This is a genomic window from Hyphomonas sp. (assembly GCF_022844445.1).
In the GTDB taxonomy this organism is placed as follows: Bacteria; Pseudomonadota; Alphaproteobacteria; order Caulobacterales; family Hyphomonadaceae; genus Hyphomonas.
In genome coordinates this window covers 16659-37697 of sequence record NZ_JALHLS010000013.1, presented here as the reverse complement: position 1 = coordinate 37697, position 21039 = coordinate 16659, and the positions used below count along the sequence as shown (strand labels likewise).

Annotated in this window: 24 protein-coding genes; 13 read left to right on the top strand and 11 right to left on the bottom strand. The window is 64.1% G+C overall.

The genetic code is table 11. The annotated features are described in order from the left end of the window. Nucleotides 1-111: 111 nt before the first annotated feature. Nucleotides 112-3246: a bifunctional proline dehydrogenase/L-glutamate gamma-semialdehyde dehydrogenase PutA gene (putA, locus tag Q0C17_RS13965; RefSeq protein ID WP_291207561.1), complete on the top strand. Its 3135-nt coding sequence runs from the start codon at nt 112-114 to the stop codon at nt 3244-3246. A 15-nt stretch (nt 3247-3261) separates the two neighbouring features. Next, the gene (locus Q0C17_RS13960) at nt 3262-4152 is read left to right on the top strand and encodes a DUF3298 and DUF4163 domain-containing protein (RefSeq protein ID WP_291207558.1); all 891 of its coding nucleotides are present in this window, start codon (nt 3262-3264) and stop codon (nt 4150-4152) included. 9 nt (nt 4153-4161) lie between these two features. Here Q0C17_RS13960 and Q0C17_RS13955 read toward each other — a convergent pair whose 3' ends face one another. After that, nucleotides 4162-4602 carry a DUF6265 family protein gene (locus tag Q0C17_RS13955; RefSeq protein WP_291207555.1) on the bottom strand — a complete coding sequence of 147 codons (441 nt, stop codon included), beginning with the start codon at nt 4600-4602 and terminating at the stop codon, nt 4162-4164. Then, nucleotides 4599-4916 (bottom strand): hypothetical protein, encoded by a 318-nt coding sequence (locus Q0C17_RS13950; protein ID WP_291207552.1) that lies wholly within the window; start codon nt 4914-4916, stop codon nt 4599-4601. Before Q0C17_RS13950 ends, Q0C17_RS13955 begins: the two co-directional genes overlap by 4 nt. Nucleotides 4917-4973: 57 nt before the next feature. On the opposite strand from Q0C17_RS13950, the gene Q0C17_RS13945 reads away from it, so the two are divergent. Next, nucleotides 4974-6125 (top strand): serine hydrolase, encoded by a 1152-nt coding sequence (locus tag Q0C17_RS13945; RefSeq protein ID WP_291207549.1) that lies wholly within the window; start codon nt 4974-4976, stop codon nt 6123-6125. 270 nt (nt 6126-6395) lie between these two features. On the opposite strand, the gene Q0C17_RS13940 is transcribed toward Q0C17_RS13945, so the two are convergent. Further along, nucleotides 6396-6824: a PaaI family thioesterase gene (locus Q0C17_RS13940; RefSeq protein ID WP_291207546.1), complete on the bottom strand. Its 429-nt coding sequence runs from the start codon at nt 6822-6824 to the stop codon at nt 6396-6398. Next, nucleotides 6821-7300, bottom strand: coding sequence for a PaaI family thioesterase (locus tag Q0C17_RS13935; RefSeq protein ID WP_291207544.1), 480 nt, complete (start codon nt 7298-7300; stop codon nt 6821-6823). The genes Q0C17_RS13940 and Q0C17_RS13935 overlap by 4 nt, the downstream gene beginning before the upstream one ends. A 99-nt stretch (nt 7301-7399) precedes the next feature. On the opposite strand from Q0C17_RS13935, the gene Q0C17_RS13930 reads away from it, so the two are divergent. The 4 genes from Q0C17_RS13930 to Q0C17_RS13915 are packed head-to-tail and all read left to right on the top strand — an operon-like array spanning nt 7400 to nt 10709. Then, nucleotides 7400-8731, top strand: coding sequence for an NAD(P)-binding domain-containing protein (locus tag Q0C17_RS13930; protein WP_291207541.1), 1332 nt, complete (start codon nt 7400-7402; stop codon nt 8729-8731). Next, entirely contained in the window at nt 8728-9408 is a 681-nt protein-coding gene (locus tag Q0C17_RS13925) for a peptidoglycan DD-metalloendopeptidase family protein (RefSeq protein ID WP_291207539.1), read from the top strand. The genes Q0C17_RS13930 and Q0C17_RS13925 overlap by 4 nt, the downstream gene beginning before the upstream one ends. 21 nt (nt 9409-9429) lie before the next feature. Continuing rightward, nucleotides 9430-10020, top strand: a complete 591-nt coding sequence (locus Q0C17_RS13920) for a hypothetical protein (protein ID WP_291207536.1) — start codon at nt 9430-9432, stop codon at nt 10018-10020. Further along, nucleotides 10017-10709 (top strand): DUF6498-containing protein, encoded by a 693-nt coding sequence (locus tag Q0C17_RS13915; RefSeq protein ID WP_291207533.1) that lies wholly within the window; start codon nt 10017-10019, stop codon nt 10707-10709. The genes Q0C17_RS13920 and Q0C17_RS13915 overlap by 4 nt, the downstream gene beginning before the upstream one ends. Nucleotides 10710-10742: 33 nt before the next feature. Here the strand turns inward: Q0C17_RS13915 and Q0C17_RS13910 are convergent, their stop codons facing one another. Then, nucleotides 10743-11216, bottom strand: a complete 474-nt coding sequence (locus Q0C17_RS13910) for an ArsI/CadI family heavy metal resistance metalloenzyme (protein WP_291207530.1) — start codon at nt 11214-11216, stop codon at nt 10743-10745. A 27-nt stretch (nt 11217-11243) separates the two neighbouring features. Further along, complete coding sequence (locus tag Q0C17_RS13905; RefSeq protein ID WP_291207527.1) at nt 11244-11588, bottom strand: metalloregulator ArsR/SmtB family transcription factor; 345 nt, start codon at nt 11586-11588, stop codon at nt 11244-11246. A 166-nt stretch (nt 11589-11754) separates the two neighbouring features. On the opposite strand from Q0C17_RS13905, the gene Q0C17_RS13900 reads away from it, so the two are divergent. The 4 genes from Q0C17_RS13900 to Q0C17_RS13885 all read left to right on the top strand — a co-directional run bounded on the left by Q0C17_RS13900 (nt 11755) and on the right by Q0C17_RS13885 (nt 15194). Next, entirely contained in the window at nt 11755-12387 is a 633-nt protein-coding gene (locus tag Q0C17_RS13900; RefSeq protein WP_291207524.1) for a trimeric intracellular cation channel family protein, read from the top strand. Nucleotides 12388-12455: 68 nt separating this feature from the next. Beyond that, a complete protein-coding gene (locus Q0C17_RS13895; RefSeq protein WP_291207521.1) occupies nt 12456-13079 on the top strand; it encodes a TetR/AcrR family transcriptional regulator in 624 nt (207 codons plus the stop codon). A gap of 97 nt (nt 13080-13176) precedes the next feature. Then, nucleotides 13177-14226, top strand: a complete 1050-nt coding sequence (locus tag Q0C17_RS13890) for an alpha/beta hydrolase (RefSeq protein ID WP_291207518.1) — start codon at nt 13177-13179, stop codon at nt 14224-14226. Then, nucleotides 14223-15194, top strand: coding sequence for an NADPH:quinone oxidoreductase family protein (locus Q0C17_RS13885; protein WP_291207515.1), 972 nt, complete (start codon nt 14223-14225; stop codon nt 15192-15194). Before Q0C17_RS13890 ends, Q0C17_RS13885 begins: the two co-directional genes overlap by 4 nt. On the opposite strand, the gene Q0C17_RS13880 is transcribed toward Q0C17_RS13885, so the two are convergent. Continuing rightward, nucleotides 15195-16196, bottom strand: coding sequence for a hypothetical protein (locus Q0C17_RS13880; RefSeq protein WP_291207512.1), 1002 nt, complete (start codon nt 16194-16196; stop codon nt 15195-15197). Nucleotides 16197-16254: 58 nt separating this feature from the next. Continuing rightward, on the bottom strand, nt 16255-17157 hold the full coding sequence (locus tag Q0C17_RS13875; RefSeq protein WP_291207509.1) for an SDR family oxidoreductase: 903 nt from the start codon (nt 17155-17157) through the stop codon (nt 16255-16257). Nucleotides 17158-17221: 64 nt separating this feature from the next. Here Q0C17_RS13875 and Q0C17_RS13870 point away from each other — a divergent pair, with 64 nt between their 5' ends. Both Q0C17_RS13870 and Q0C17_RS13865 read left to right on the top strand, forming a co-directional pair. Further along, nucleotides 17222-17638 (top strand): DUF2147 domain-containing protein, encoded by a 417-nt coding sequence (locus tag Q0C17_RS13870; RefSeq protein ID WP_291207506.1) that lies wholly within the window; start codon nt 17222-17224, stop codon nt 17636-17638. A gap of 64 nt (nt 17639-17702) precedes the next feature. Further along, nucleotides 17703-18740, top strand: coding sequence for an NADP-dependent oxidoreductase (locus Q0C17_RS13865; protein WP_291207503.1), 1038 nt, complete (start codon nt 17703-17705; stop codon nt 18738-18740). Between the two features lies 1 nt (nt 18741). Here Q0C17_RS13865 and Q0C17_RS13860 read toward each other — a convergent pair whose 3' ends face one another. The 3 genes from Q0C17_RS13860 to Q0C17_RS13850 are packed head-to-tail and all read right to left on the bottom strand — an operon-like array spanning nt 18742 to nt 21033. Then, nucleotides 18742-19107, bottom strand: coding sequence for a hypothetical protein (locus Q0C17_RS13860; RefSeq protein ID WP_291207500.1), 366 nt, complete (start codon nt 19105-19107; stop codon nt 18742-18744). After that, nucleotides 19100-20278, bottom strand: coding sequence for a mechanosensitive ion channel family protein (locus Q0C17_RS13855; protein WP_291207497.1), 1179 nt, complete (start codon nt 20276-20278; stop codon nt 19100-19102). The genes Q0C17_RS13860 and Q0C17_RS13855 overlap by 8 nt, the downstream gene beginning before the upstream one ends. Further along, nucleotides 20275-21033: a hypothetical protein gene (locus Q0C17_RS13850; protein WP_291207494.1), complete on the bottom strand. Its 759-nt coding sequence runs from the start codon at nt 21031-21033 to the stop codon at nt 20275-20277. The genes Q0C17_RS13855 and Q0C17_RS13850 overlap by 4 nt, the downstream gene beginning before the upstream one ends. Nucleotides 21034-21039: the final 6 nt, after the last annotated feature.

The window sequence follows — 21039 nt, the reverse complement described above, 5'->3', positions numbered from 1 at the left end:
TTTTCTTGGAATTTCCGCTCGCAGGCCGCCGACTCCGCAGGTATCTTCATGCTTCGTCCGCTCCAGCGGCCGCAAGTTCATGCCTCTTTCCTGATGAGTTGACCTGTTCCCATGCCTGATACACTCGCCTCGCTCCCGGTCGACTGGGACGCGCTCGACGCCCTGAAATTCGCCGATGAGGAAGCCCTGCTGGAGGGTCTGATCCGGCAAAGCGTACTGCCCGGCCCCATTCGCGAAGCCGCCGTGCGCCGGGGCAGGGAACTCGTTGTCATCGCCCGCTCGCGCGGCCGGCGAAAAGGCATGATGGAAAGCTTCCTCGAGGAATTCGGCCTGACGAATTCCGAAGGCCTTGCCTTGATGTGCCTTGCCGAGGCGCTGCTGCGGGTGCCGGACGCTGCCACACGGGACGACCTGATCGCCGAGAAGATCCGCTCTGGCAACTGGGGCGCCCACCAGGGCCAGTCGGACTCCTGGCTCGTCAACGCGTCAACCTGGGGCCTGATGCTCACCGGGCGCGTTATCGGCGCGCCGGAAACCGCGAAGAAGGGGCCCGCCGCCTTCGTCGGCAGCCTGATCCGCCAGAGCGGCGAACCGGTCATCCGCACCGCCATGATGCAGGCCATGCGCATCATGGGCGAGCAATTCGTTCTTGGACGGACGGTCGAGGAGGCCCTGAAGCGCGGCCGCCGTATGGTGAAGTCCGGCGAAGCCGCCCATTTCTCCTTCGACATGCTGGGCGAGGGCGCCCGCACTGCCGCTGATGCCGAACGCTACTTCAAGGCCTATGAAGCCGCCATCTCCGCGGTTTCCGCCGACAAGGACGCAAAGCTCCCGCCCGAATCCGCCAATGGTGTCTCGGTCAAGCTCTCTGCCCTCCATCCGCGCTACCTCGCCGTGAAGGAAGCGCGCGTGATGGCCGAGATGTATCCGAAAGTCCTCACCCTCTGCCAGCAGGCTGCGAAAGCCAACATTGGCCTCTGCCTCGATGCGGAGGAAGCCCACCGCCTCGTCATCAGCCTCAAGATATTCGAAAAGCTCGCGCGCGAGCCGTCCCTTGAAGGCTGGACCGGCCTCGGCCTGGCCGTGCAGGCCTACCAGAAGCGCGCCCTGGCCGTCATCGAACGCCTCGGCACGCTGGCGAATGTCACCGGCCGCCGCTTCATGGTCCGCCTCGTCAAGGGCGCCTACTGGGATTCGGAAATCAAGAACGCCCAGGTCGAAGGCTATCCGAACTTCCCGGTCTTCACGACAAAGCAGGGTACGGACGTTCACTACCTCGCCTGCGCCCGCGCCATGCTCGCCGCCTCGCCCGCCATCTATCCCTGCTTCGCCACCCACAATGCCCACACGCTCGCTGCCGTCGACCTGCTCGCCGGCGCCGCCGGTGTCACGGGCTTCGAGTACCAGCGCCTCCACGGCATGGGCGAGCCGCTGTACGAGGCCGCCGAAGCCGGCACCCGCGTGCGCGTCTACGCCCCTGTCGGTGCGCACGAAGACCTCTTGCCCTATCTCGTTCGGCGCCTTCTCGAGAACGGCGCCAACACCAGCTTCGTCCACTCCTTCCTCGATGACAGTGTGCCGCCCGAACAGGTTGTTGCCGACCCCATCGCCAAGGTTGAGATGGGCCCGCGCCGCCATCCGCGCATCCCGACCCCGCCTCGCCTTTATGGCAGTGCACGGAGGAATTCCCTCGGCCACGATCTCAGTCAGCTGGGCGTGCGCAGCGGCTTTGCCTCCGCTCTCAAGGCTCTCGATGACGGCCCTGCCATCGCCGCGGGCCCCATCGTCTCGGGCGGGCCCATCACAGGCGGCGGCGAGATAGTGCGTTCCCCTGCCGACCATACCCGCGCCCTCGGCGCGGTGCTGGAAGCTGATGACATAGCCCTCAACGCGGCCCTTGATGCCGCCGCTGCCTACCAGCCCGAATGGGACCGTCTCGGCGGCGCCAAGCGCGCCGAATACCTGCATGCCATGGCCGATGCGATGGAGGCCGAAGCGCCCCGCCTCATCGCACTCATGGCGCGCGAGGCGGGCAAGACGCTGCCCGACGGCATCGCCGAAGTGCGCGAAGCGGTCGATTTCTGCCGCTACTATGCGCATCAGGCCGCGGAGGATTTCGCCGCCCCTGTTCGTCTGCCTGGGCCCACCGGGGAGACCAACCACCTCTCCCTTCACGGACGCGGCGTCTTCTGCTGCATCAGTCCGTGGAACTTCCCTCTCGCCATCTTCACCGGCCAGATTGCCGCCGCTCTCGCGGCCGGCAACACGGTTGCCGCCAAGCCGGCCGAGCAGACGCCGCTCATCGCCTTCGAGGCCGTCCGCCTCTTCCACAAGGCGGGCCTGCCCGCAGATGCGCTCCACCTGCTGCCCGGCCGCGGCGAAACCGTCGGCGCAAAACTAACCGCTGACCTGCGCGTCTCCGGCGTCTGCTTTACCGGCGGCACGTCGACTGCGCGCCTCATCAACCGCACGCTGGCGGGCAGGGACGGCCCGATCATTCCGCTGATCGCCGAAACCGGCGGCCTCAACGGCCTCTTTGTCGACACAACCGCTCTGCGCGAACAGGTGATCGACGACATGATCACCTCTGCATTCGGCTCCGCCGGCCAGCGCTGCTCGGCCCTGCGTATCGCGTTCCTGCCGAACGCCACCGCCGACAGCCTGATCGACGGCCTGATCGGCGCGATGAACGAGCTTAAACTCGGTGATCCCGCCCGCCCGGACACCGACACCGGTCCGGTCATTGATGCCGAGGCACGAGGCCTCCTCGAGAAGCACCTCGCCCGTATGCGCGCCGAGGCGAAGGTGCTGCACCAGGTGGACGCCGGCGCCCTCGCCGCCGCCGGAACAGGCTTCGGCCCAGCCCTGGTCGAGCTTTCCTCGCTTGATCAGATCACGGAGGAAACTTTCGGTCCGGTCCTGCACGTGCTGCGCTATGACCCGGACACCATTGCCGCCACCGGCGCCGCGCTGCACGCCAAGGGCTATGGCCTTACCCTCGGCATTCACTCGCGCCTCGAAAGTTTCCACACCGCGGTGAAGGCCGCCATGCCCGCCGGCAACATCTATGTGAACCGCTCGATGATCGGCGCCGTCGTCGGCGTCCAGCCCTTCGGCGGCGAAGGCCTCTCCGGCACCGGCCCCAAGGCGGGCGGCCCGCATTATCTCCATCGTTTCGCCACTGAGCGCGTGGTAAGTGTCAACATTACCGCGCAAGGCGGCGACGCCGAACTCCTCAGTCTCTAGAAAGCCGAACGTATCATGATCCGACTTCTTGCTTCCGCCTGCGTCTGTGTCCTGCTGGTGGCCGCCTGCTCCCCCGTAGCGCCGGCGACGGACCCCGTCGACGAGGCCGGCGTCGAGGCGGCCGTCGAGGCTGCGGCCGCCGAGGCCGCTACTGCGCCGGAAGGCTTCGAGTTGTCCACCGAGCGCGAGAGCGAAAACTACAAGGTCACTGCCGAGATTGACCCTGCCATCCTCGCCTTCGATCCGCCGCTCGCCTGGCGCCTGTGGAAGAACGCGGACGCGCAGCTCAACGAGCTTGCCGTCTCCGCCGATGAAGGCCGCAGAATGGCGGACGAAGATGCGGCCGCCACCGGCAACCCGTCCTGGTTCATGGGCTATACGCTCGACATCACGCACAAGGCGACCGTCGTCCTCGAGGATGTCATCTCGGTCAGCGATATGGTCGGCACCTATACCGGCGGCGCCCACCCGAACTACTTTCTCGGCGGCGGCATCTACCGGAAAGGCGAGGAGGCTGCCCTGCCGCTCTCTGCCTTCGTCACCGATGCAGCCGCGTTCAATGACCTCGTCATCAAGGCGCTGGTCGAGGAAAAGATCGAACGCGGCTACGAGCCTATGGAATCGGCCTCGGTCGAAGCCAGCCTGCGCGAACTGCTTGTTCCGTCAGCAGAGGCTCCTGATGTCTACACCCACAATCTCCTGCTCGCCGCCTCGACCGAGCCCGGCAAGGCCGGCGGCATCACTGTCGTTTTCTCGCCCTATGACATCGGCGCTTACGCAGAAGGCTCATATGAGGTGACGATCCCGGCCGATGCCCTCACGCCGATCCTGACCGAAGCCTGGGCCGGCCGATTCGGCGGTTTGCCGGTTTCACAGGAAGACGAACTCGTGATCGAAGAGCCGTAAGCTCTCAGGTCAGCACTTCCGGAATTCCCAGGTCACCGAGCGCGCACCATTCATCAGCGAGATGGTGGCGCTCATCCGGCTACCCTTGCGCGCGTACACGATCCGCTGCGGATAGTCGTGCGCCGAGTTGGAGAAGGTTACGGTAGTCTTGCCGCGGCTCTCCTCTGTGAACTCCGATGGACCGAACCCGCTGGGGTAGGCGTTGAACACGGCCGGCGCGCCGCCATCGATGCGGCTCTGCTCGAAAAAGGTGAGTGCGCCTGTCTCGTCATAGGTCATTGAATAGCCGAAGAGGAATCCCGATTCCGGTTTCGACCAGACTTCCTTGTAAGTCTTGTCCTTCGTGCGCCAGCATCCGGTCATCCATTTCAGCCCCTCGTCGGCGCGGGCGGCAGGCGCGAGTACAGCCGAGCTTGTGAGTAACAAGAAGGCGATAAGTACGTGTTTCATTTTTCAACCATTGTGCAGCCGGTTTCAGGGCCCGTGTTCCGGGCTTGCGCGGAGACGAGGCCGCCAAGCACGCTGGCGCGGACGGTGTCTCCGGATTCTTTGAACGTAATCTGACTGAGGTCTGCCGTGAAGTCCGTGAGGCAGCTCTCCATCGGGCGTCCTGCAACGAAACGGCATGAGCAGACCATTTTTGCGCCGTAAGCGCTCGCTATCCTGGCGAACGCAATCTGATCCCGCAGGAAGAATTGCCAGGCCAGCCCGCTTGCAAGCCCAAGCACGACAATCCCAATACTGAAGGCTTTGACGAGCTTCATATCCCGGTCCACAACAGATTTTTTCAAAGCATAACCAAAACGAGGGAGTGCGCCAGCGTGAAGCTAAAGATTCTTGGAATGCTTACCGCAGCAGCGTCATGGGTTTTGAGCGCCGGTGCGCAAGGCCTCGCGACGCTGCCCTCACAGCCTGAAGGCCTCGCCTTTCCCACGTCCGGCTGGGAGGCCGGCGAGCTGCCGCAGCAATCGAAAGACGCCGTAGAGGCTCTTGTGGCCGAAGCCATGGGCAAGACGTCGAAAGACCTGATGGGCGAGACGCGCGGCCTCGTGATCATCTGGCGCGGCAAGCTTGTTGCTGAAGCCTATGGGAGGCACTTTTCACCTGAGACAAGGCAGATCTCCTGGAGTATGGCGAAGTCCGTCACGCAGGCCCTCGTGGGCGCGGCCATCGTTGAGGGCGCAGACATCAACCTCGATGTCCCGATGCCAACGCCCTATGAGCCGGGCAGCAAGCAAGCCGAAATCACCTGGCGCCAGTGGCTCAACGCTGTGGACGGGCTCGACTATCACGAACTCGACGGCGACCCGAATCCGGTCAAGAGCGATGTCGTGCAGCTGATGTACGGGGACGGTCGGTTCGATGCGCTGGGCTATGCGATGCGCGCTTTTCCGCTCGTACACGCGCCCGGCATCTACTGGACCTATTCCACGCCTGCTTTTCACATGATCGGTCATGCCTTGCAGGTCACCCTGGGAACTGAAGGCAAGCCGAAAGAGACAAAGGAAGCGTTCGACCGGATCCTGTTTGACCGGATCGGCATGGACACGGTTGTCGAGTTCGATCCCAAGGGCACCTATCTGGGTGGCTCGCTCGTCTGGGCCAGCGCGCGCGACTTTGCAAAGTTCGGCTACCTCTACCTTCGTGATGGTGTCTGGGAAGGAACGCAGATTCTGCCGGAAGGATGGGTCGATTTTGCGCGCACGCCCGGCCCGGCCTCCAATACCAATGTCTATGGTGCAGGCTGGTGGATCATTCCCGACAAAGGTCCGCTGACGCACAGACAGAATGCAGACTCTGAGCCGCGTGACGCGTTTCACGCTGGGGGACATGAAGGCCAGACGATCTGGGTCGTTCCCAGCCGAGACCTGGTCATCGTTCGCCTCGGCCTGATGCCCAACGAGGGCGAGAACTGGCCTGCGCTCTACGAATGGAACCAGCGCGTCGCCCGGGCCTTTCCGCCGGTGAACTAAGCAGATACCCCGTCGGCCTCTCCCGCCTCAATGCGCTGCAAGCTGGTCGAATGGCCCGTCTGCGAGGTCCGCGCAGAACCGGTTTTTTGGTGCACGGTTTCCGAGATGCGCCTGATGTCAGGCCCCTCCTTTTGCTTTTCTATCCCGAACACGCCTCCTCATCATCCCGTCATCGCCGAAGACCGTGATCCGGAACGCCAGGCGGGACATATCCTGAGTAGCGTTGAGCCCGCATCCTTTGTGCCGCCGCGGTTGATGCCTGCTCCAGGCCTAGTCCGCCGCCACCATGAAATGGGCCACGATCGCCGAGACCGGGTCCGCCCGGTTCTCCTGCCAGGCTTCGGCGCGTACCGAAGCCATCCGGCGCCCCATTTTCATTACGAAAGCGCGCGCATAGAGGTCCTTGGCATGACCCTGTCGTAGATAGTCGATGGTGATGTTGATCGCCTTGGGCGGGCGCGGCATGTCGGAGACAAGGAAAACCTGCAGCATTGCGGTCAACTCGAGGAATGATGCTATCGCACCCCCATGCAGCGCGCGGATCGTCACGTTGCCGATCAGCTTTTCCTGATAGGGCAGGATCGCCGTCATTTCGTCGCCCAGCACCTCGCAGCGCATGCCGAGCGTTTGTGCAAATGGGATCCGCTTGAGGATCGCGTCGATTTCGTCCGCCCGCGGATTGGTCAGGTCGGGATTCATGTGCGGGCCTTCCCGTCGCCGAAGCGCGGCTTGTTGATGGCAAAGGTTCCCTGTGAGGTTGCGATCAGCTTGTCCCGCGTTTCATGATAGGCCCAGGCGCGGGTAAAGCAGACGGTCCGGGTGAGATGGTAGCATTCCGCCTCGCCGATGATGTCGCGGCCCTTCTCGGCCGGCCGCATATAGTCGATGCGCAGGTCGATGGTCGCCACGAAACGCAGTTGGGTCATCGCAGCCGTGCAGGCCATGCCGGACAGGTTGTCCAGGAAAGTGGTGATCACCCCGCCATGGATGACGCCGGTGTCCGGATCGCCCACCAGGTGTTCGGCCCAGGGCTGCACGCCGAAGACATGGCCCTTGTCAACCTTGGTCACACGGAACCTTGTCTCGTTCGCCCAGGGCACCACATCGCGCATCACGTTGATGTTCTCGTTCATGATGGCGGCGATGTCATATTCCTTCTTCGGCTTGTCGTTCATGCAGCCCGGCTCGCTTTCCGATTTGACGCCCTTGAAACGCCGGATAACATCGCGCGGGACTCATGGAAACGGGTTCGCGCAAGGTAAGGAGATATGACCATGGCCTTTGACGCAGCGGCAAAGCCGAAAACCTGCATCATCGGGGCAGGCTGTTCCGGGTTCACGATGGCCAAGCGCCTCAAGGATCAGGGACTGCCCTACGACTGTTTCGAGAAATCCGACAATGTCGGCGGCAACTGGTACTACAACAACCCGAACGGGGTCTCGTCCTGCTACCAGTCGCTGCACATCGACACCTCGAAATGGCGCCTTGCCTTCGAGGATTATCCGGTACCGTCGGACTGGCCGGATTTCCCGCATCACGCCCAGCTCTGCCAGTACTTCAACGACTATGTCGATCATTTCGACCTCAGGCGGACGATCACGTTCAACACAGCCGTCGAAGACGTCGCTGACCTTCCGGGCGGGCGCTTCCGCGTCACACTGTCGACCGGTGAGACGCGCGACTATGACGCTGTCTGCATCGCCAATGGTCACCATTGGGACGCGCGGATGCCGACATATCCCGGCACGTTCAATGGCTACCAGGTCCATTCCCACCATTACCGTGACCCGTTCACGCCGTATGACTTCCGCGGCAAGCGCGTGATGATCGTAGGCGCCGGCAATTCGGCGATGGATATTTCCTCGGAGCTCTCCCAGCGCCCGCTGGCGGAAAAGCTGTTCATCTCGATGCGGCGCGGCGTCTGGGTGCTGCCGAAATACATGGCTGGCAAGCCGGCCGACAAGGCCGTGCTGCCGCCCTGGATGCCGCCGAAAATCGGCCGGGCGCTGGCCAAGGCGAACATCAAGAAGACGATCGGCAACATGGAAGACTACGGCTTGCCGAAACCGGACCATGAACCGCTGGACGGCCACCCTTCCGTGTCCGGAGAATTCCTTACCCGGGTCGGCTGCGGAGACATCACGCCAAAGCCCGGTATCGAACGTCTCGATGGCGATTTCGTCGTGTTCACTGACGGCACGCGGGAGAAGGTGGACGCCATCGTCTGGGCCACAGGTTACAATACGACCTTCCCGTTCTTCAAGCAGGACGAACTCACCCCGAAGGACAATGTTTTCCCGCTATACAAGCGCATGGTCCAGCCGGGCCGCGAAACCCTGTTCTTCCTCGGCCTCGCCCAGCCGCTGCCGACACTCGTGAACTTTGCCGAGCAGCAATCGAAACTCGTCGTCGCCGCGCTGACCGGCCGGTACGCCTTTCCGCCTGCGGACGAAATGCACCGGGTCACCAAGGAAGACGAGGAGGCCCATCTCGGCCACTTCTATGACAGCCCGCGTCACCGCATGCAGGTCGACTTCTTCGCCTATTGCAAGGATCTGATGAAGGAGATCGAGCGCGGCGCCAAACGGACAAAGGTCAACGTGTGAGCACACGCCTCTGGGGGCTGATGGTTGCGCTCCTGATGCTGGGCGCCTGCGCGTCGCAGCCCGCGCCCGTGATCGTCTATGGCCCCCCCGTGGAGTACGGCCCGCCCGGCGACACCCGCAATCCGCCGCAAGGGCCGTTCCAGCCGAATGCGTTCCTGCGCCTGTGTCCGGGCATGGGCGTGTCGAACGCGCCCGCTCATGACAGCGAGCGCTGGATTTCGGACTACAAGCCGGTGATCCTCGTCGGACAGGTCGTGCTCGCCACGGTGCCGGTAAATGATGTGTGCCTGTCATCCGGCTTCGGCATGCGCGGGAGCCGCATGCATGAAGGTATCGACCTGACCAGCCGCCCGGCCAGCATGATCTACGCCGCCGCCCCCGGCCGCGTGATCGAGGCGCGCGAATCCTCCGGATACGGACTGCAGGTCCTGATCGACCATGGCCATGGTGTCTACACCCGCTACGCCCACCTGGAATACTTTGATGCGGGTATCCAACTCGGCTCGTCGATCGGTTTTGGCCAGCCTGTCGGCATGATGGGGGCAACCGGCAATGCCGAGGCTGTCCACCTTCATTTCGAGCTGCTGACCGGCAATTACGACAACCCGCGCGGCTCAAAGGGCCTGACGCCGAACGATCCTTTTGCCTTCCCAGCTTACAATTTTCTGGGCTATTGAGGCGTTGGGGAGGATTTCTCGATGAACCGCATGCTCGCCGGTGCCCGGCGCCTGTCCCTGACGCTCGCCTCGGTTTGCCTGCTGGCGGCGTGTGCCTGTTTCCCGGACGGTGCCGCAGGCTTCGGCCCGCCGACCGCTGCCCAGAAAGGCAGCTTCGGCGCGCTGACCGGCCTGGCAGGAAAGACCTGGCGCAGCGAGCCCGTGGCTGAGGGCGAGACCGGCCCGGCGGATGTCTCGGCCTGGAGCTGGGATCTCGGCGGCCGTGTGCTGGTAAACCGGCATGCCCTTGAGGACGGCTCCTATGGCGGCGTCACCTATGTTTATGAGAACGGCCAGACCGGCAGTCTTGACTATGTCTATGTCACCAGCGCCGGCTTCCATACCACCGGCACCTTCGTGCTGGGCAATGATGGCAGCTGGACGGCCGAGGAAGCGGTGACGGGTCATGACACGATCACCCGCGTGCGCTCTACCGGCCGTCTGACGCCCGAGGGCGCCATGACCATGACTTCCGAATACTTCGCCAAGGGGGAATGGTCGCCCGGGCGCAATGTTGTCTATACGGAGGTCGATGCGGACATTCCTGAGATCACCGGCAAGCTGGCCGAATGAGGGGACGCTTCCTCGACCCGTCTGAGGTCGCGCGCGCCTATCGCGATCCGCTGTCCTGGGTGAGCCTCGGTGTTGACCTGCTCCCGATCCTGGCCGTGTTCGCCTTCGGCTGGAGCGCGACCCCGCTCGTCGCCCTTTACTGGCTCGAGAACCTTGTTATCGGCGCCTTCACGATCTTCCGGATGATCGGCACCGCGATTGCCTCCGTCGTCAGCCTCGCGATGGCGCTGTTCATGGTGCCGTTTTTCTTTTTCCACTACGGCATGTTCTGCTTCGTACACGGTATATTCCTGCGGCTGTTTGCCGGCGGAGAAGGCGGCGGCGACAATCTGGAACCTGTCTCATTGATCCAGTGGGCGCTCGGCACTGCGCCGGAAATGACCTGGTTCGTTGCGGCCATTGCGGGTGTCAGCCTCCTCTACTACGTGTTCGACTTCCTTGGACGCGGTGAATACAAGACCAGCAATCCGCAGCTGGAGATGTTCTCGCCCTACGGGCGTATCGTGACCCTGCACATTGCGATCATCCTTGGCGCGGGCGTTGCCTTCACGTTGAATGAGCCGCTGGCGGGCGTCCTCCTGCTGATCCTGATCCGAGTCGCGTTCGGCTTCATGCAAACGCTCCAGCGCCGCCGTAAGCGGGATGCGAAAGTCGCCGCCGTTGCAAGCCTGGCTGATGATTATGCGTGAGGGGCGGAGCCGCCGAAGCGGCTCCGCGGAGGGCTAGCAGCCGCAGGCGCGCGGGGGCGACGCTTCGGCAATGGCGGGAATGGCCATGCCGGTCGGCGTCGACGCGAGGCGGGCGTCCGCCACAACTGGACCGCCGCCATAGGTCGCGCTGTCGCCGGTCGTATGGAAGACTTCCCACGCCACGCCGGCGGGGTCATTGACCCAGCTCTTCTCGGACCGGGCATAGCAGCAGGTGGTCGCGCCTTCCTCGAGCAAAGGCGCATCGGCGGACTTCAGGCGGGCATAGACCTCGCGCAGTTCGTCATCGGATTCTGCCTGGATACCGAGATGTTCGACGCCGGGCGCCGCGCCGCGCGCACTGATCGCAAAGTTCACGCGCGGATCGTCGAGCATCCACTTGGCGTAGTCGGACTTCGACACCGTCGGATCGGCGGCGAACAGGGTCGAGTAGAAGCGCGTCGCATCAGCAAGATTTTCGACGGCGACATGGACATGCAGGCGTTTCATGGGGAGGAACTCCGTTTGGGTGGGGGATCAGGTGCCGCAGCAAGACGGCTTGCTGGTGGCGGTGAGGACAGGGCCGCGGATTTCGCTGCGACCCTGGCAACAGTCTTCCATCAGGTAGATGATCAGCTGACTGATGGTTTCGTAACTGGCAAAATAGATGATCGATCGCCCGCGACGCTCGCTGCGCACGAGGCCCGCCTGGGAGAGGACCGTGAGCTGGGCCGACAGCGTGTTCTGCACGATACCGAGTGTGGCGGCGATTTCGCCGGCGGGCAGGCCGTCATGGCCGGCGCGGACGAGGAGGCGGAAGACTGACAGGCGGGCTTCCTGGGCGAGGGCGGAGAGTTGGGCGACAGCGGTTGTAATTTCCATATATCCAGATTTATAGATATATAGCAGGAAGTCAACCGGAGAATTCAGAGCCGGGCAGGCCGGCGGTCCTGACCTGCAGGTCCAGCCGAGACACGGCAGGTCTGCGCAGCGCGCCTCTGCGACCCTGGAGCTTCACGCCTGCCGCAGATCATGAGAGGAGCGAGCCATGAACCCGATCCTGATCCTCGACTATGCCGGCATCGCCGTTTTTGCCGCCACCGGCGCGCTGGCGGCTTCGCGCAAGCAGCTGGATGTCATTGGCTTCATGTTCTTTGCCGCCCTCACCGGCATTGGCGGCGGCACGGTGCGCGACCTGATCCTCGACGTGCCCGTCTTCTGGGTCGTCAATCCCGACTACCTGCTGATCTGCGTCGTCACGGCGGTGATTGTCTATTTCACGGCCCACCTGTTCGAGTCGCGCTACAAGATGCTGCTCTGGCTCGATGCGATCGGCCTCGCGGTCTATTGCGTGTTCGGCGCCTGGAAGGCCTATAGCGTAACCGGTTCGCCGGTGATCGCGGTGACGATGGGTGTGATTACGGCCAGTTTTGGCGGCATCCTGCGCGATCAGATGGCCGGCGAACCGAGCATCGTGCTGCAACGGGAAATCTATATAACGGCCGCGCTGGTCGGCGCGGCGGCCTATACCAGCCTGGTGATGGCAGGTCTTCCCGTGATGACGGCAGCGGTGCCCGCGGCGTTGGCGGCGTTCGCTATCCGGGGCGGGGCAATGCGCTTCGGCTGGTCCTTCCCGACTTATAAGGCCCGCCCGGGCCGGAAGCCGGAAGACATTCCCTGAATTACAAAGTTGACGCCTCGTGACGCCGGGTGCAGGGTCGAAACCGGAGCGAGTACAGGGCAATAGACATGGCAGATATCGGAACAGACGCGCACGCCAACGGCAAGCGCGCAAACACCAAGGCTGCCAACCGGCGGGCGATACTGACCGCGGCCCGCCGGGTGTTCGCGTTGATCGGATATGAAGCGACCACCGTGCGCGACATCATCCGCGAGACGAACCTCGCCTCCGGCACGTTCTACAATTACTTCAAGTCGAAGGAAGAGGTGTTCCAGGCGATCGCCGAGGATTCGACCCACCGCTTCCGGGCCCACCTGTCGGAAGTGCGGGCGCGCACCACCTCGCTGGAAGATTATATTGAACACGCCTTCCGGGCCTATTTCAGCTTCATTGCCCGTGAGAACGAAGAAGCGATCAAGGCGGGCGCGCCGCATCTGGCGCTGATGGGCGTGCGCGTCGACACACCCGAGATGCTGGCCGTGGCCGAAGAGATCCGCGCTGACCTCGAGACGACGCTATCTGGTGAAGCGGCGGCAGGAATGGACCTGGAATACCTGACGGCGGCTGCCATCGGCATTGCGCGGGAGATGGGCGACTACATGCTGCAGCGCCGTCCGGTGGACGTCGAGGGTGCGACCCGTTTTGCGGCCAGCCTCGTCCTCGCCGGCGGCCGGGCGATGATGCAGCGCTGACGTGCAGCGCCGGGGGGACCTCCCCGGCGACACCCCTTGGCGCCGCTGAAAAAGTGGCCCATCATTGCGCCTCCGCGACTCAAGGAATCTGGGCCACATGAGCCTGCAGCGCATTCTCGCCAAGACATTCTCAAACCTGCCCGGAAGCCTGATCGTCAAGATGTCCGGGGGCGCGCCTTTGACTGTGGCAGGGCGCACGCTGGAGCCCCAGTTGCAACTGATCGCATGGACCGGACGCAATGCGCCGCCGTTGTCCAGCCTGCCGGCCGAGGCGGTGCAGGAGGGTGTCAAGGCGCAGTTCGCTCTGCTGGCCGACATTCCGAGCAGCAGCACCAGTTTCTCCACCTTCATTATTCCGGGTCCGGACGGAAACACCATTCCCGCGCGGATGTACCGGCCCTCCTCGCAGGATCCGCGCCATCCGCTGATCGTCTATTTCCACATGGGCGGCGGTGTGGTCGGCGATCTCGACACCTGCCATTTCTGGTGCTCGATGCTGGCGCAGGGCGCGCAGGCGCCGGTCTTGTCGGTGGACTACCGGCTGGCTCCGAAGCACATTTTCCCGGCGGGCCTCAATGACTGTATCGCAGCCTATCGCTGGGGGGTCGAGCGCGCGGCCCAGTTCGGCGCGCTGCCGGGCACAGCGGCGGTCGGCGGCGACAGCATGGGCGGCAATTTTTCGGCCATCATAAGCCAGCAGATGAAACGCGAGGGCGGCCCCGTCCCGGCCTTCCAGCTGCTGATCTATCCGGCCATCGACATCTCAAAGGATTATCCATCGAAGAAGGCCTTCTCGAAAACCTTCTCCCTGAGCCAGGACACGATGGAGTGGTTCATGAAGCAATACCTGCCGGAAGGCTTCGACCACCGCGACCTGCGCGTCTCGCCGGGCCAGGAGACGGATCTTTCCGGCCTGCCGCCGGCGGTCGTGATCACGGCCGGGCATGATCCGCTATCGGACGAGGGCGACGAGTATGCCGCGCGCCTCAAAGCCGCCGGCGTCCCGGTGATGCACAAGCGCTATGATGAGCTGGCGCATGCCTTCACGGCCTTCACCTATATCTCACCCGGTTCGCGCGCGGCCTGCCAGGAAATCGCCGAGATGGTACACGACATGTTCGCGAAGGCGGCTCGGGTCCCGGCATGAAGGCGCTCGTCTGCTCGGCGCTGGCGCCGGATTATGCCGGCGTGGCGCTGGAAGAGCGCGAGCTGCCGCAGCCAGGGCCGGGACAGGTCCGTGTCCGGATCAAGGCGTCCAGCCTGAACTTCCCGGACCTGTTGATGACCGAAGGCAAGTACCAGCTGAAGCCTGACCTGCCCTTCGTGCTTGGCATGGAATTCTCCGGTCTGGTCGATGCGCTGGGTGAAGGCGTGACCGGCTTTGCGGTGGGCGACGCCGTCGTTGGCGGCAACCGGATAGGCGCATTTGCTGAAGCGGCGATCGTGCCGGCCGCCGCGCTGCGCAGGAAGCCCGATGCGATCAGCTTTGCCGCCGCCGCTTCCTATGGTGCGGCCTATCTCACCGCTTATGTGGCGCTGGTGCGGCGCGGCAACCTGCAGCCCGGCGAGACATTGCTGGTTCACGGCGCGAGCGGCGGCGTGGGCCTCGCTGCCGTGGACGTCGGCCGCATGCTTGGCGCGAAGGTCATCGCGACGTCGGCCTCAGAAGCCAAACGCCGCATACTGAAGGAGTACGGCGCCGACCATGTGCTGCCGGACACAGGCTTCCGGGAGACGGTGAAGGCGTTGACCGGCGGGCGCGGCGCGGATGTGATCTATGATCCGGTCGGCGGCGATGTGTTCGACGAAAGCGTGCGGTGTATCGCCTTTGACGGACGGCTGCTGATCATTGGCTTCACATCCGGGCGAATACCGTCCGTGAGCGTCAACATGCCGCTGATCAAAGGCTTCTCGGTGGTCGGCGTGCGGGCAGGTGAATACGGCAGGCAATTCCCGGACCGGGGCCGCGAGAACACGGCCGCCATCTGGAAATGGGCAGAGGAAGGCAAGGTGCGCCCGCGCATCCATGCCGAGGTGCCGCTGGCTGAGTGGCGGCGCGCCTTCGAGATGATGCGCAGCCGCGAAGTGGTTGGCAAGGTCGCCATCGTGATGTGATCAGAGCCGGTAGTTGATCGACTTCGACGCGTCGCAGAATTCCTCAAGCTCTCCGAGCGCGATACGCTCCATTTGCGGTACGACCTCGTCCAGCGTGCCGCCATGCTCAATGCGGCGTTGGACTTCCGCGATATCTTCCCGGTAGCGTACGAAGCGGGCGGCAGACGGGTCAGTCAGAGATGTGCTGTCGAGCACGGACTTCGAGATCGACAGGACGAAGGCCGAGGTCGCGAGGAAATCGACCCAGTTGCTGATCTCGACGCCTGGAACGGTCTTGGCGAGCAGCGACAGCAGCACCAGGCATGCGCCCGAGAAGTAGAGGATGTCGGCGGCGGAGTGGAAGGCGCGGCGGTGCTCGCGCAGGCGGTGCAGCTCGGCGGCGGCGTAGCGATCCTGGTAGAGCAGGCGCAGCTCGCGGAAGGCGGTCATCGCTTCGCTGGTGATCTCGGCATTGGCGGGGCCTGGGCCGGGCGCGGGCACGATAACGCACTTTTCCGGCACGAAGGCCTCGAAGATGGAGATGCCCATGTTGAGTTCACTTTCGAGCCGGGCGAGCTCCACCGCCGTCAGCTGGCGTGTGCGGGCGGCGAGCTCGGCCTCGTCGCGCGCGCTTGCGGCAAGCGAGTACATCTGGAACTTGATCGAGCGCAGGCGCTCGCAAGCGAAGCGGTTGACCAGCCAGCGGCTCTTCACCCGCGCGGCCAGCGAATAGACCTGTGCGCTGATGCCGACGGCGGCGCAGATGGCACCGAGGATGCTGATGATCTGGTTGCCGGCGTCTTTGAACAGCAGCGCCTCGGCAATTGTGTAGATCGCACTGCCCGCGATCAATACCATCGACACGAGGCCAAGCTGGTGGAACCGTTTCTTGCCCGAGACCGACAGCACCTCATGGCGCATGAAAGCGGTCTCGATGGCTTCGTTCTTCAGGAGGGGCGTAATGTTGGGAAAGCGGTCCAGCATCGCCGGCGTAGGGAATATATCCCGGTTCGGTTCCTGCATGCCTTACCCCCGTCAAGCCAGCCGCCGCCCCCTTGCAGAGGGCGGAGCGGCATTCTGCTTATACGGTTCGCTTCGCCTTGTCCTGTGCGTTCGTGGCCTCGATCGCGTTGCGGGCGGCTTCCCATTGCTCGTCGCCCCAGGCGGTCAGCATGGCGAAGTTGCCGCCGGAAGCGTTGTACATGGCGCCGTCGATGGCGATGGTCTGGCCGTTGATGTATTCGGCGCCGGGTGCCATCAGCAGCACGGCGAGGTTCACGAGCTCATGCATCTCGCCGACGCGGCCCATTGGGTTGGCGACGCCCCGTTCCATCCGTTCGGCGCCGTCTGCGTCCGGCGAGAGGCGTTTCGACATGCCTTCGGTCGGGAACGGGCCGGGCGCGATAGCGTTGAAGCGCAGGCCGTAGCGGCCCCACTCGACGGCGAGCGATTGCGTCATTGTATTGACGGCAGCTTTCGACATGGCGGACGGCACGACGAACGGGCCGCCGTTCCATACCCAGGTGGTGAGGATGGAACAGACGCTGCCGCGCTGCTTGCCCTTGATCCAGCGCTTGCCGATATCCTGCGTCATGTAAAACGTGCCGCGGAAGACGATGTTGGAGATCGCGTCGAAGCCGCGGATCGAGAGGTCTTCGGTGCGGCTGATGAAGTTGCCGGCGGCGTTGTTGATGAGCCCGGTCAGAGGCCCGTGTTTCGCCCAGATCTCGTCGTTCATGTCGCTGATGGCCTGTGCGACGCGGATGTCGCAGGCGTGGGGCACGACCTTGCCGCCATGCTTGTTCATCAGTTCGGCGGCGGTCTCCTCGCAGACGCCGCCGCGGCGGCCGCAGATGTGGACTTCGGCCCCGAGCTTCAGGAAGCCCTCGGCCATTTCCTTGCCAAGGCCGGTACCGCCGCCCGTGACGAGGATGCGCTCGCCCTTCATCAGGCCGTCCTTGAACATGAGTTTCGAAGTATCCATTGGTTTCTCCCTTGAAGTCGCCCTATCTGAGATGACTATACTGCGTGTTTCGGAGGAGGCATCCATGAAACGAATGGTCTTGGCAGCTGTCGTCGCGTCATCAATCGGTGGTCCGGCGGCAGCCGATACGCTGAATGTATTCGGCACATTCTCCCTGCCCGATGGTCGCTCGCGGGTCGAGATCGGGGACTGCGGCAACGGCAGCCCATGCGGACACATCGTCTGGCTGAACCCGGCCGAATTGCCAGAAGGGGTCGCGCCCGACACTGTCCTGAATGACAAGGGCGAACGGATCCTTGGCTACCGGCTGCTTCACGGCTTCGCAAAGAAGGCCAAGGACTGGCGCGGCGGCAGGATCAAAGATCCCGAAGACGGGCAAACCTATGACGCGCGCCTCAGGCGTCTGGGCAACGGCAACCTCGAAGTGAAGGGCTGCATCGGACCGATCTGCCAGACGCAGATCTGGAAGCCGGTGTCCTAGCGGCGCAGCTTGCGCCGCCGCGCGATCGGTCCGATTTGGACGTTCAATCAAACGGGAGGAAATGATGGCAGGCACGAACCGCCGCTGGCTGCTGGAGACGCGGCCGCAGGGTATGATCAAGGATACGGACTTCCGGCTGGATGAAGGCCCGATCCCAGAACCGGGCGAGGGCGAGTTCCTGGTGCGGGTAACCGACCTGTCGTTCGATCCCACGCAGCGCGGCTGGCTCGCGGCGGACACTTACCTGCCCGCGGTCAAGATCGGCGCGCCGGTGCGCGCAGGGGCGGTCGGGCAGGTTATCAAGTCGAACCATCCGGGCTTCCAGCCCGGACAGATGGTGCAGGGCACCTTCGGCTGGCAGGAATATGTCATCACCAAGGGCATGACCGAGACAGGCCCGGTCGCGCCGGTACGCAAGGGCATCACGCCGGAGCAGGCGCTCGGCGTGTTCGGGGTGACCGGGCTGACGGCCTGGTTCGGCCTGACCGATGTCGGCCAGCCAAAGGCGGGTGACACGGTGCTCGTGTCCGGCGCGGCAGGCGCGACCGGGTCGGTTGTCGTGCAGGTGGCCAAGGCACTCGGCTGCAAGGTCATCGGCATTGCTGGCGGGCCGGACAAGTGCCGCTGGGTGACGGAAGTCGCGGGCGCAGACTATTGCATCGACTACAAGCGCGAGAATGTCGCTGCCGCGATCAAGGCGCACGCGCCGAAGGGCGTGAACGTGGTGTTCGAGAATGTCGGCGGCGATATCCTCGAGGCGGCGCTGATGAACCTGGCCCTCCGGGCACGGATCGTCCTGTGCGGCGGTATCTCGTCCTACAATGCCGAAGACCTGAGCCAGATGCAGGGTCTGCGCAGCTACATGCAGCTGACCGTGATGCGGGCGCGGATGGAGGGCTTCATCATTCTCGACTACGCGCCGCGCTGGGCTGAAGGCGTGGCCGCGCTGTCGAAGCTGATTGCCGAAGGCAAGCTGAAGACGCTGGAGGATGTACAGCACGGGTTCGAGAACTGTCCGGCCACGCTGCGCCGCCTGTTCGAGGGCAAGAACCTCGGCAAGCAGCTCTTGAAGCTCACTGCCCCGCCGCTGCCGGTCGTCTAGGTCACTTGCGGAAAGGCATCCGCACGAGGCGCCAGATCGCCCAGATCGGCAGTACAACGACCGCGCCCGCAAGGGCCGGCTTCCAGAAGCTTTCCAGCGCCCAGCCGATGGCCGTGAAGGCGCGGTGGATGATGGCCGTGAACGCGCCGCCGACATCGAAGGTGGTGGCGCCCGGCGCATAGTCGAACGCAAGGACGAAGAAGCCGACGAGCGTGCTGATCAGCAGAAGGCGCAATGCCTGCCCGATGCTCAGGCTGAAGGCGCGCACAAAGAAGGGTTTCGGCGGCGTAGTCGGCACCGGTGCCGGAACGGCCACCGGCGGGGCGGCTTGCGGCAACTCTTTCGGCGGGCGCGGTGTATCACTCATCGTCGCTGGTCGGGTATTCGCGCGTTGTGCCATGACGGCTGAAGTCAACGTCCTTCGGCGGCGCCTTTTCCTTGCCAGGATAGGTGTAGGCGACCTGAACCGGATATGGGATGGTGACGCCTTCCCGGTCGAAGGCCTGCTTGATGGCCTTGATCAGGTCCGCCTTCACCTGCACGAAATCCGGCGTGGCGACCCAGCAGCGCAGGCGCAGTTCGATCGACCAGTCGGCAAGGTTGTGGACGCCTGCCCAGGTGCCGAGATGCTTGAGGACAGCCGGGTGCGCGTCGGCGGTCGTGATCATCACGTCGAGCGCCTTGTCGAGATCGTCGTCATAGGAGACCGTGAAGAACAGGTCGAGCCGGCGGCGCGGTTCACGCGTGTGGTTGATCAGGGGCGAGCCCCAGACCTTGTCGTTGGTGATCGAGACAATCTTGTTGTCGATCTGGCGCATCGATGTGGTGAAGGGTGTGATGTCGGTGACCGTGCCGTCCAGGCCGGCGAGCGTCACGAAATCGCCGATGCGGAACGGACGGAAGATGGCGAGCATCACGCCGGCGGCGACCGACTTCAGGGTGTCCTGCAAGGCGAGGCCGATGGCAAGACCGGCGGCGCCAAGCACGGCGGCGAGCGAGGCGGCCGGGAAGCCGAGCTGCGACAGTGCGAAGACGATGGCGATGGCGAAGATGATGTACTTGATCAGCGAGGCCGAGAAGGCGATCAGCGTATCGTCGGCGCCGGAATGGGCATGCGCGCGCTCGCCGAAGCGGCGCAGCGAGCGGGAGACGGCATTGGCGACCACGAAGGCGATGATCAGGATCATCACCGCGCCGATGGCGCCGGGGCCGCGTTCATTTATCAGGCTGCGCCAGTCATAGCCCGCAAGGCCGAGCGGCAGCGGCATCATCAGAATGAAGGCAAAGACACGCGCGGTGGAGGCGGCGAGGTCCCAGGATGTACTGGTGAACTCCTGCCCCTTCGGTGTCAGCCGCTTGCCGACGAACAGGATCACTGACTTCAGGATCGACGAGACCACCCAGATCAGCGCGACCGAGGCGAGGACAAGGCCCCATTTTACAAGGTCCGGCCAGATCGCGGCGAGCCAGCGAGGCCAGTTGGCCGTGTCGAGACTGAGGAGGAGCATGGCTGGGGTGGGGACGCTGAATTCTGTCATGCCGCTGATTTAAGACGCTTCGGCGGCCGCGTCACCCGCACCAGCACGATTGTCGCGGCGCCGAGGGCGGCCATAGCGGCCACGAGGTGCATCTCGGTGCGCACCCAGTTGTTGATCGCGACCCCCGTAAGGCCCCAGCCGATCGCTGCAAAGAACCAGAGGCTGCGGCTGACGTGCGTGGCGAAGAGGTAAGCGGCGAGCGCTGCGACCGCGACGGCGGACCAGAACATCGGCCAGACAAAATCCGTTGGCATCAGGCCGGTGAAGGTTCGGATCGTCAGCGGAACGGAAATAGCGGTCGCGACCGAGATCCAGCCGGCAAGTAGCCCTGAGGCGGCGTCTGCGAACCGGAAGGTGAGGGTGCTGCGCTCTGCGCCGCGAACGGCCTCTGCCCGCGCGGCAGCGATCCAGGCGGCGGCGAAGATAGGTGCCAGGAGCAGGAAGTTCAGCGGCTGAAAGCCGATCAGCTGGGCGCTGAGCATCCAGATGACGTTCGAGGCGCCCGCGATCAGCATCGGCCAGGCAACCTTCGGAAACCAGGCAGCCGGTCGCAGGATCCCTGTCAGGCCGAAGCCCGCATAGGCGAAGAAGATGACGCCCCAGATTGAGAAGAAGGCTGGCAGCGGCTGTTCCGGCGCATCTGTGCCTGCAGTGTCACCGCCGATAGACGAACCGATGCCGAGCGCGGCGAGGGCGCCGGTCAGGGGCTGCAGGATACCAACGAGAAGGATCAGCCAGGGCAGGACGCGGGTCATGGTGAT

Bases quoted from the DNA above. Each gene is read 5' to 3' on its own strand.
- putA (WP_291207561.1), top strand. From the start codon at position 112: ATGCCTGATACACTCGCCTCGCTCCCGGTCGACTGGGACGCGCTCGAC.
- Q0C17_RS13960 (WP_291207558.1), top strand. From the start codon at position 3,262: ATGATCCGACTTCTTGCTTCCGCCTGCGTCTGTGTCCTGCTGGTGGCC.
- Q0C17_RS13955 (WP_291207555.1), bottom strand. From the start codon at position 4,602: ATGAAACACGTACTTATCGCCTTCTTGTTACTCACAAGCTCGGCTGTA.
- Q0C17_RS13950 (WP_291207552.1), bottom strand. From the start codon at position 4,916: ATGAAGCTCGTCAAAGCCTTCAGTATTGGGATTGTCGTGCTTGGGCTT.
- Q0C17_RS13940 (WP_291207546.1), bottom strand. From the start codon at position 6,824: ATGAATCCCGACCTGACCAATCCGCGGGCGGACGAAATCGACGCGATC.
- Q0C17_RS13935 (WP_291207544.1), bottom strand. From the start codon at position 7,300: ATGAACGACAAGCCGAAGAAGGAATATGACATCGCCGCCATCATGAAC.
- Q0C17_RS13930 (WP_291207541.1), top strand. From the start codon at position 7,400: ATGGCCTTTGACGCAGCGGCAAAGCCGAAAACCTGCATCATCGGGGCA.
- Q0C17_RS13920 (WP_291207536.1), top strand. From the start codon at position 9,430: ATGAACCGCATGCTCGCCGGTGCCCGGCGCCTGTCCCTGACGCTCGCC.
- Q0C17_RS13915 (WP_291207533.1), top strand. From the start codon at position 10,017: ATGAGGGGACGCTTCCTCGACCCGTCTGAGGTCGCGCGCGCCTATCGC.
- Q0C17_RS13910 (WP_291207530.1), bottom strand. From the start codon at position 11,216: ATGAAACGCCTGCATGTCCATGTCGCCGTCGAAAATCTTGCTGATGCG.
- Q0C17_RS13905 (WP_291207527.1), bottom strand. From the start codon at position 11,588: ATGGAAATTACAACCGCTGTCGCCCAACTCTCCGCCCTCGCCCAGGAA.
- Q0C17_RS13900 (WP_291207524.1), top strand. From the start codon at position 11,755: ATGAACCCGATCCTGATCCTCGACTATGCCGGCATCGCCGTTTTTGCC.
- Q0C17_RS13895 (WP_291207521.1), top strand. From the start codon at position 12,456: ATGGCAGATATCGGAACAGACGCGCACGCCAACGGCAAGCGCGCAAAC.
- Q0C17_RS13890 (WP_291207518.1), top strand. From the start codon at position 13,177: ATGAGCCTGCAGCGCATTCTCGCCAAGACATTCTCAAACCTGCCCGGA.
- Q0C17_RS13885 (WP_291207515.1), top strand. From the start codon at position 14,223: ATGAAGGCGCTCGTCTGCTCGGCGCTGGCGCCGGATTATGCCGGCGTG.
- Q0C17_RS13880 (WP_291207512.1), bottom strand. From the start codon at position 16,196: ATGCAGGAACCGAACCGGGATATATTCCCTACGCCGGCGATGCTGGAC.
- Q0C17_RS13875 (WP_291207509.1), bottom strand. From the start codon at position 17,157: ATGGATACTTCGAAACTCATGTTCAAGGACGGCCTGATGAAGGGCGAG.
- Q0C17_RS13870 (WP_291207506.1), top strand. From the start codon at position 17,222: ATGAAACGAATGGTCTTGGCAGCTGTCGTCGCGTCATCAATCGGTGGT.
- Q0C17_RS13865 (WP_291207503.1), top strand. From the start codon at position 17,703: ATGGCAGGCACGAACCGCCGCTGGCTGCTGGAGACGCGGCCGCAGGGT.
- Q0C17_RS13860 (WP_291207500.1), bottom strand. From the start codon at position 19,107: ATGAGTGATACACCGCGCCCGCCGAAAGAGTTGCCGCAAGCCGCCCCG.
- Q0C17_RS13855 (WP_291207497.1), bottom strand. From the start codon at position 20,278: ATGACAGAATTCAGCGTCCCCACCCCAGCCATGCTCCTCCTCAGTCTC.
- Q0C17_RS13850 (WP_291207494.1), bottom strand. From the start codon at position 21,033: ATGACCCGCGTCCTGCCCTGGCTGATCCTTCTCGTTGGTATCCTGCAG.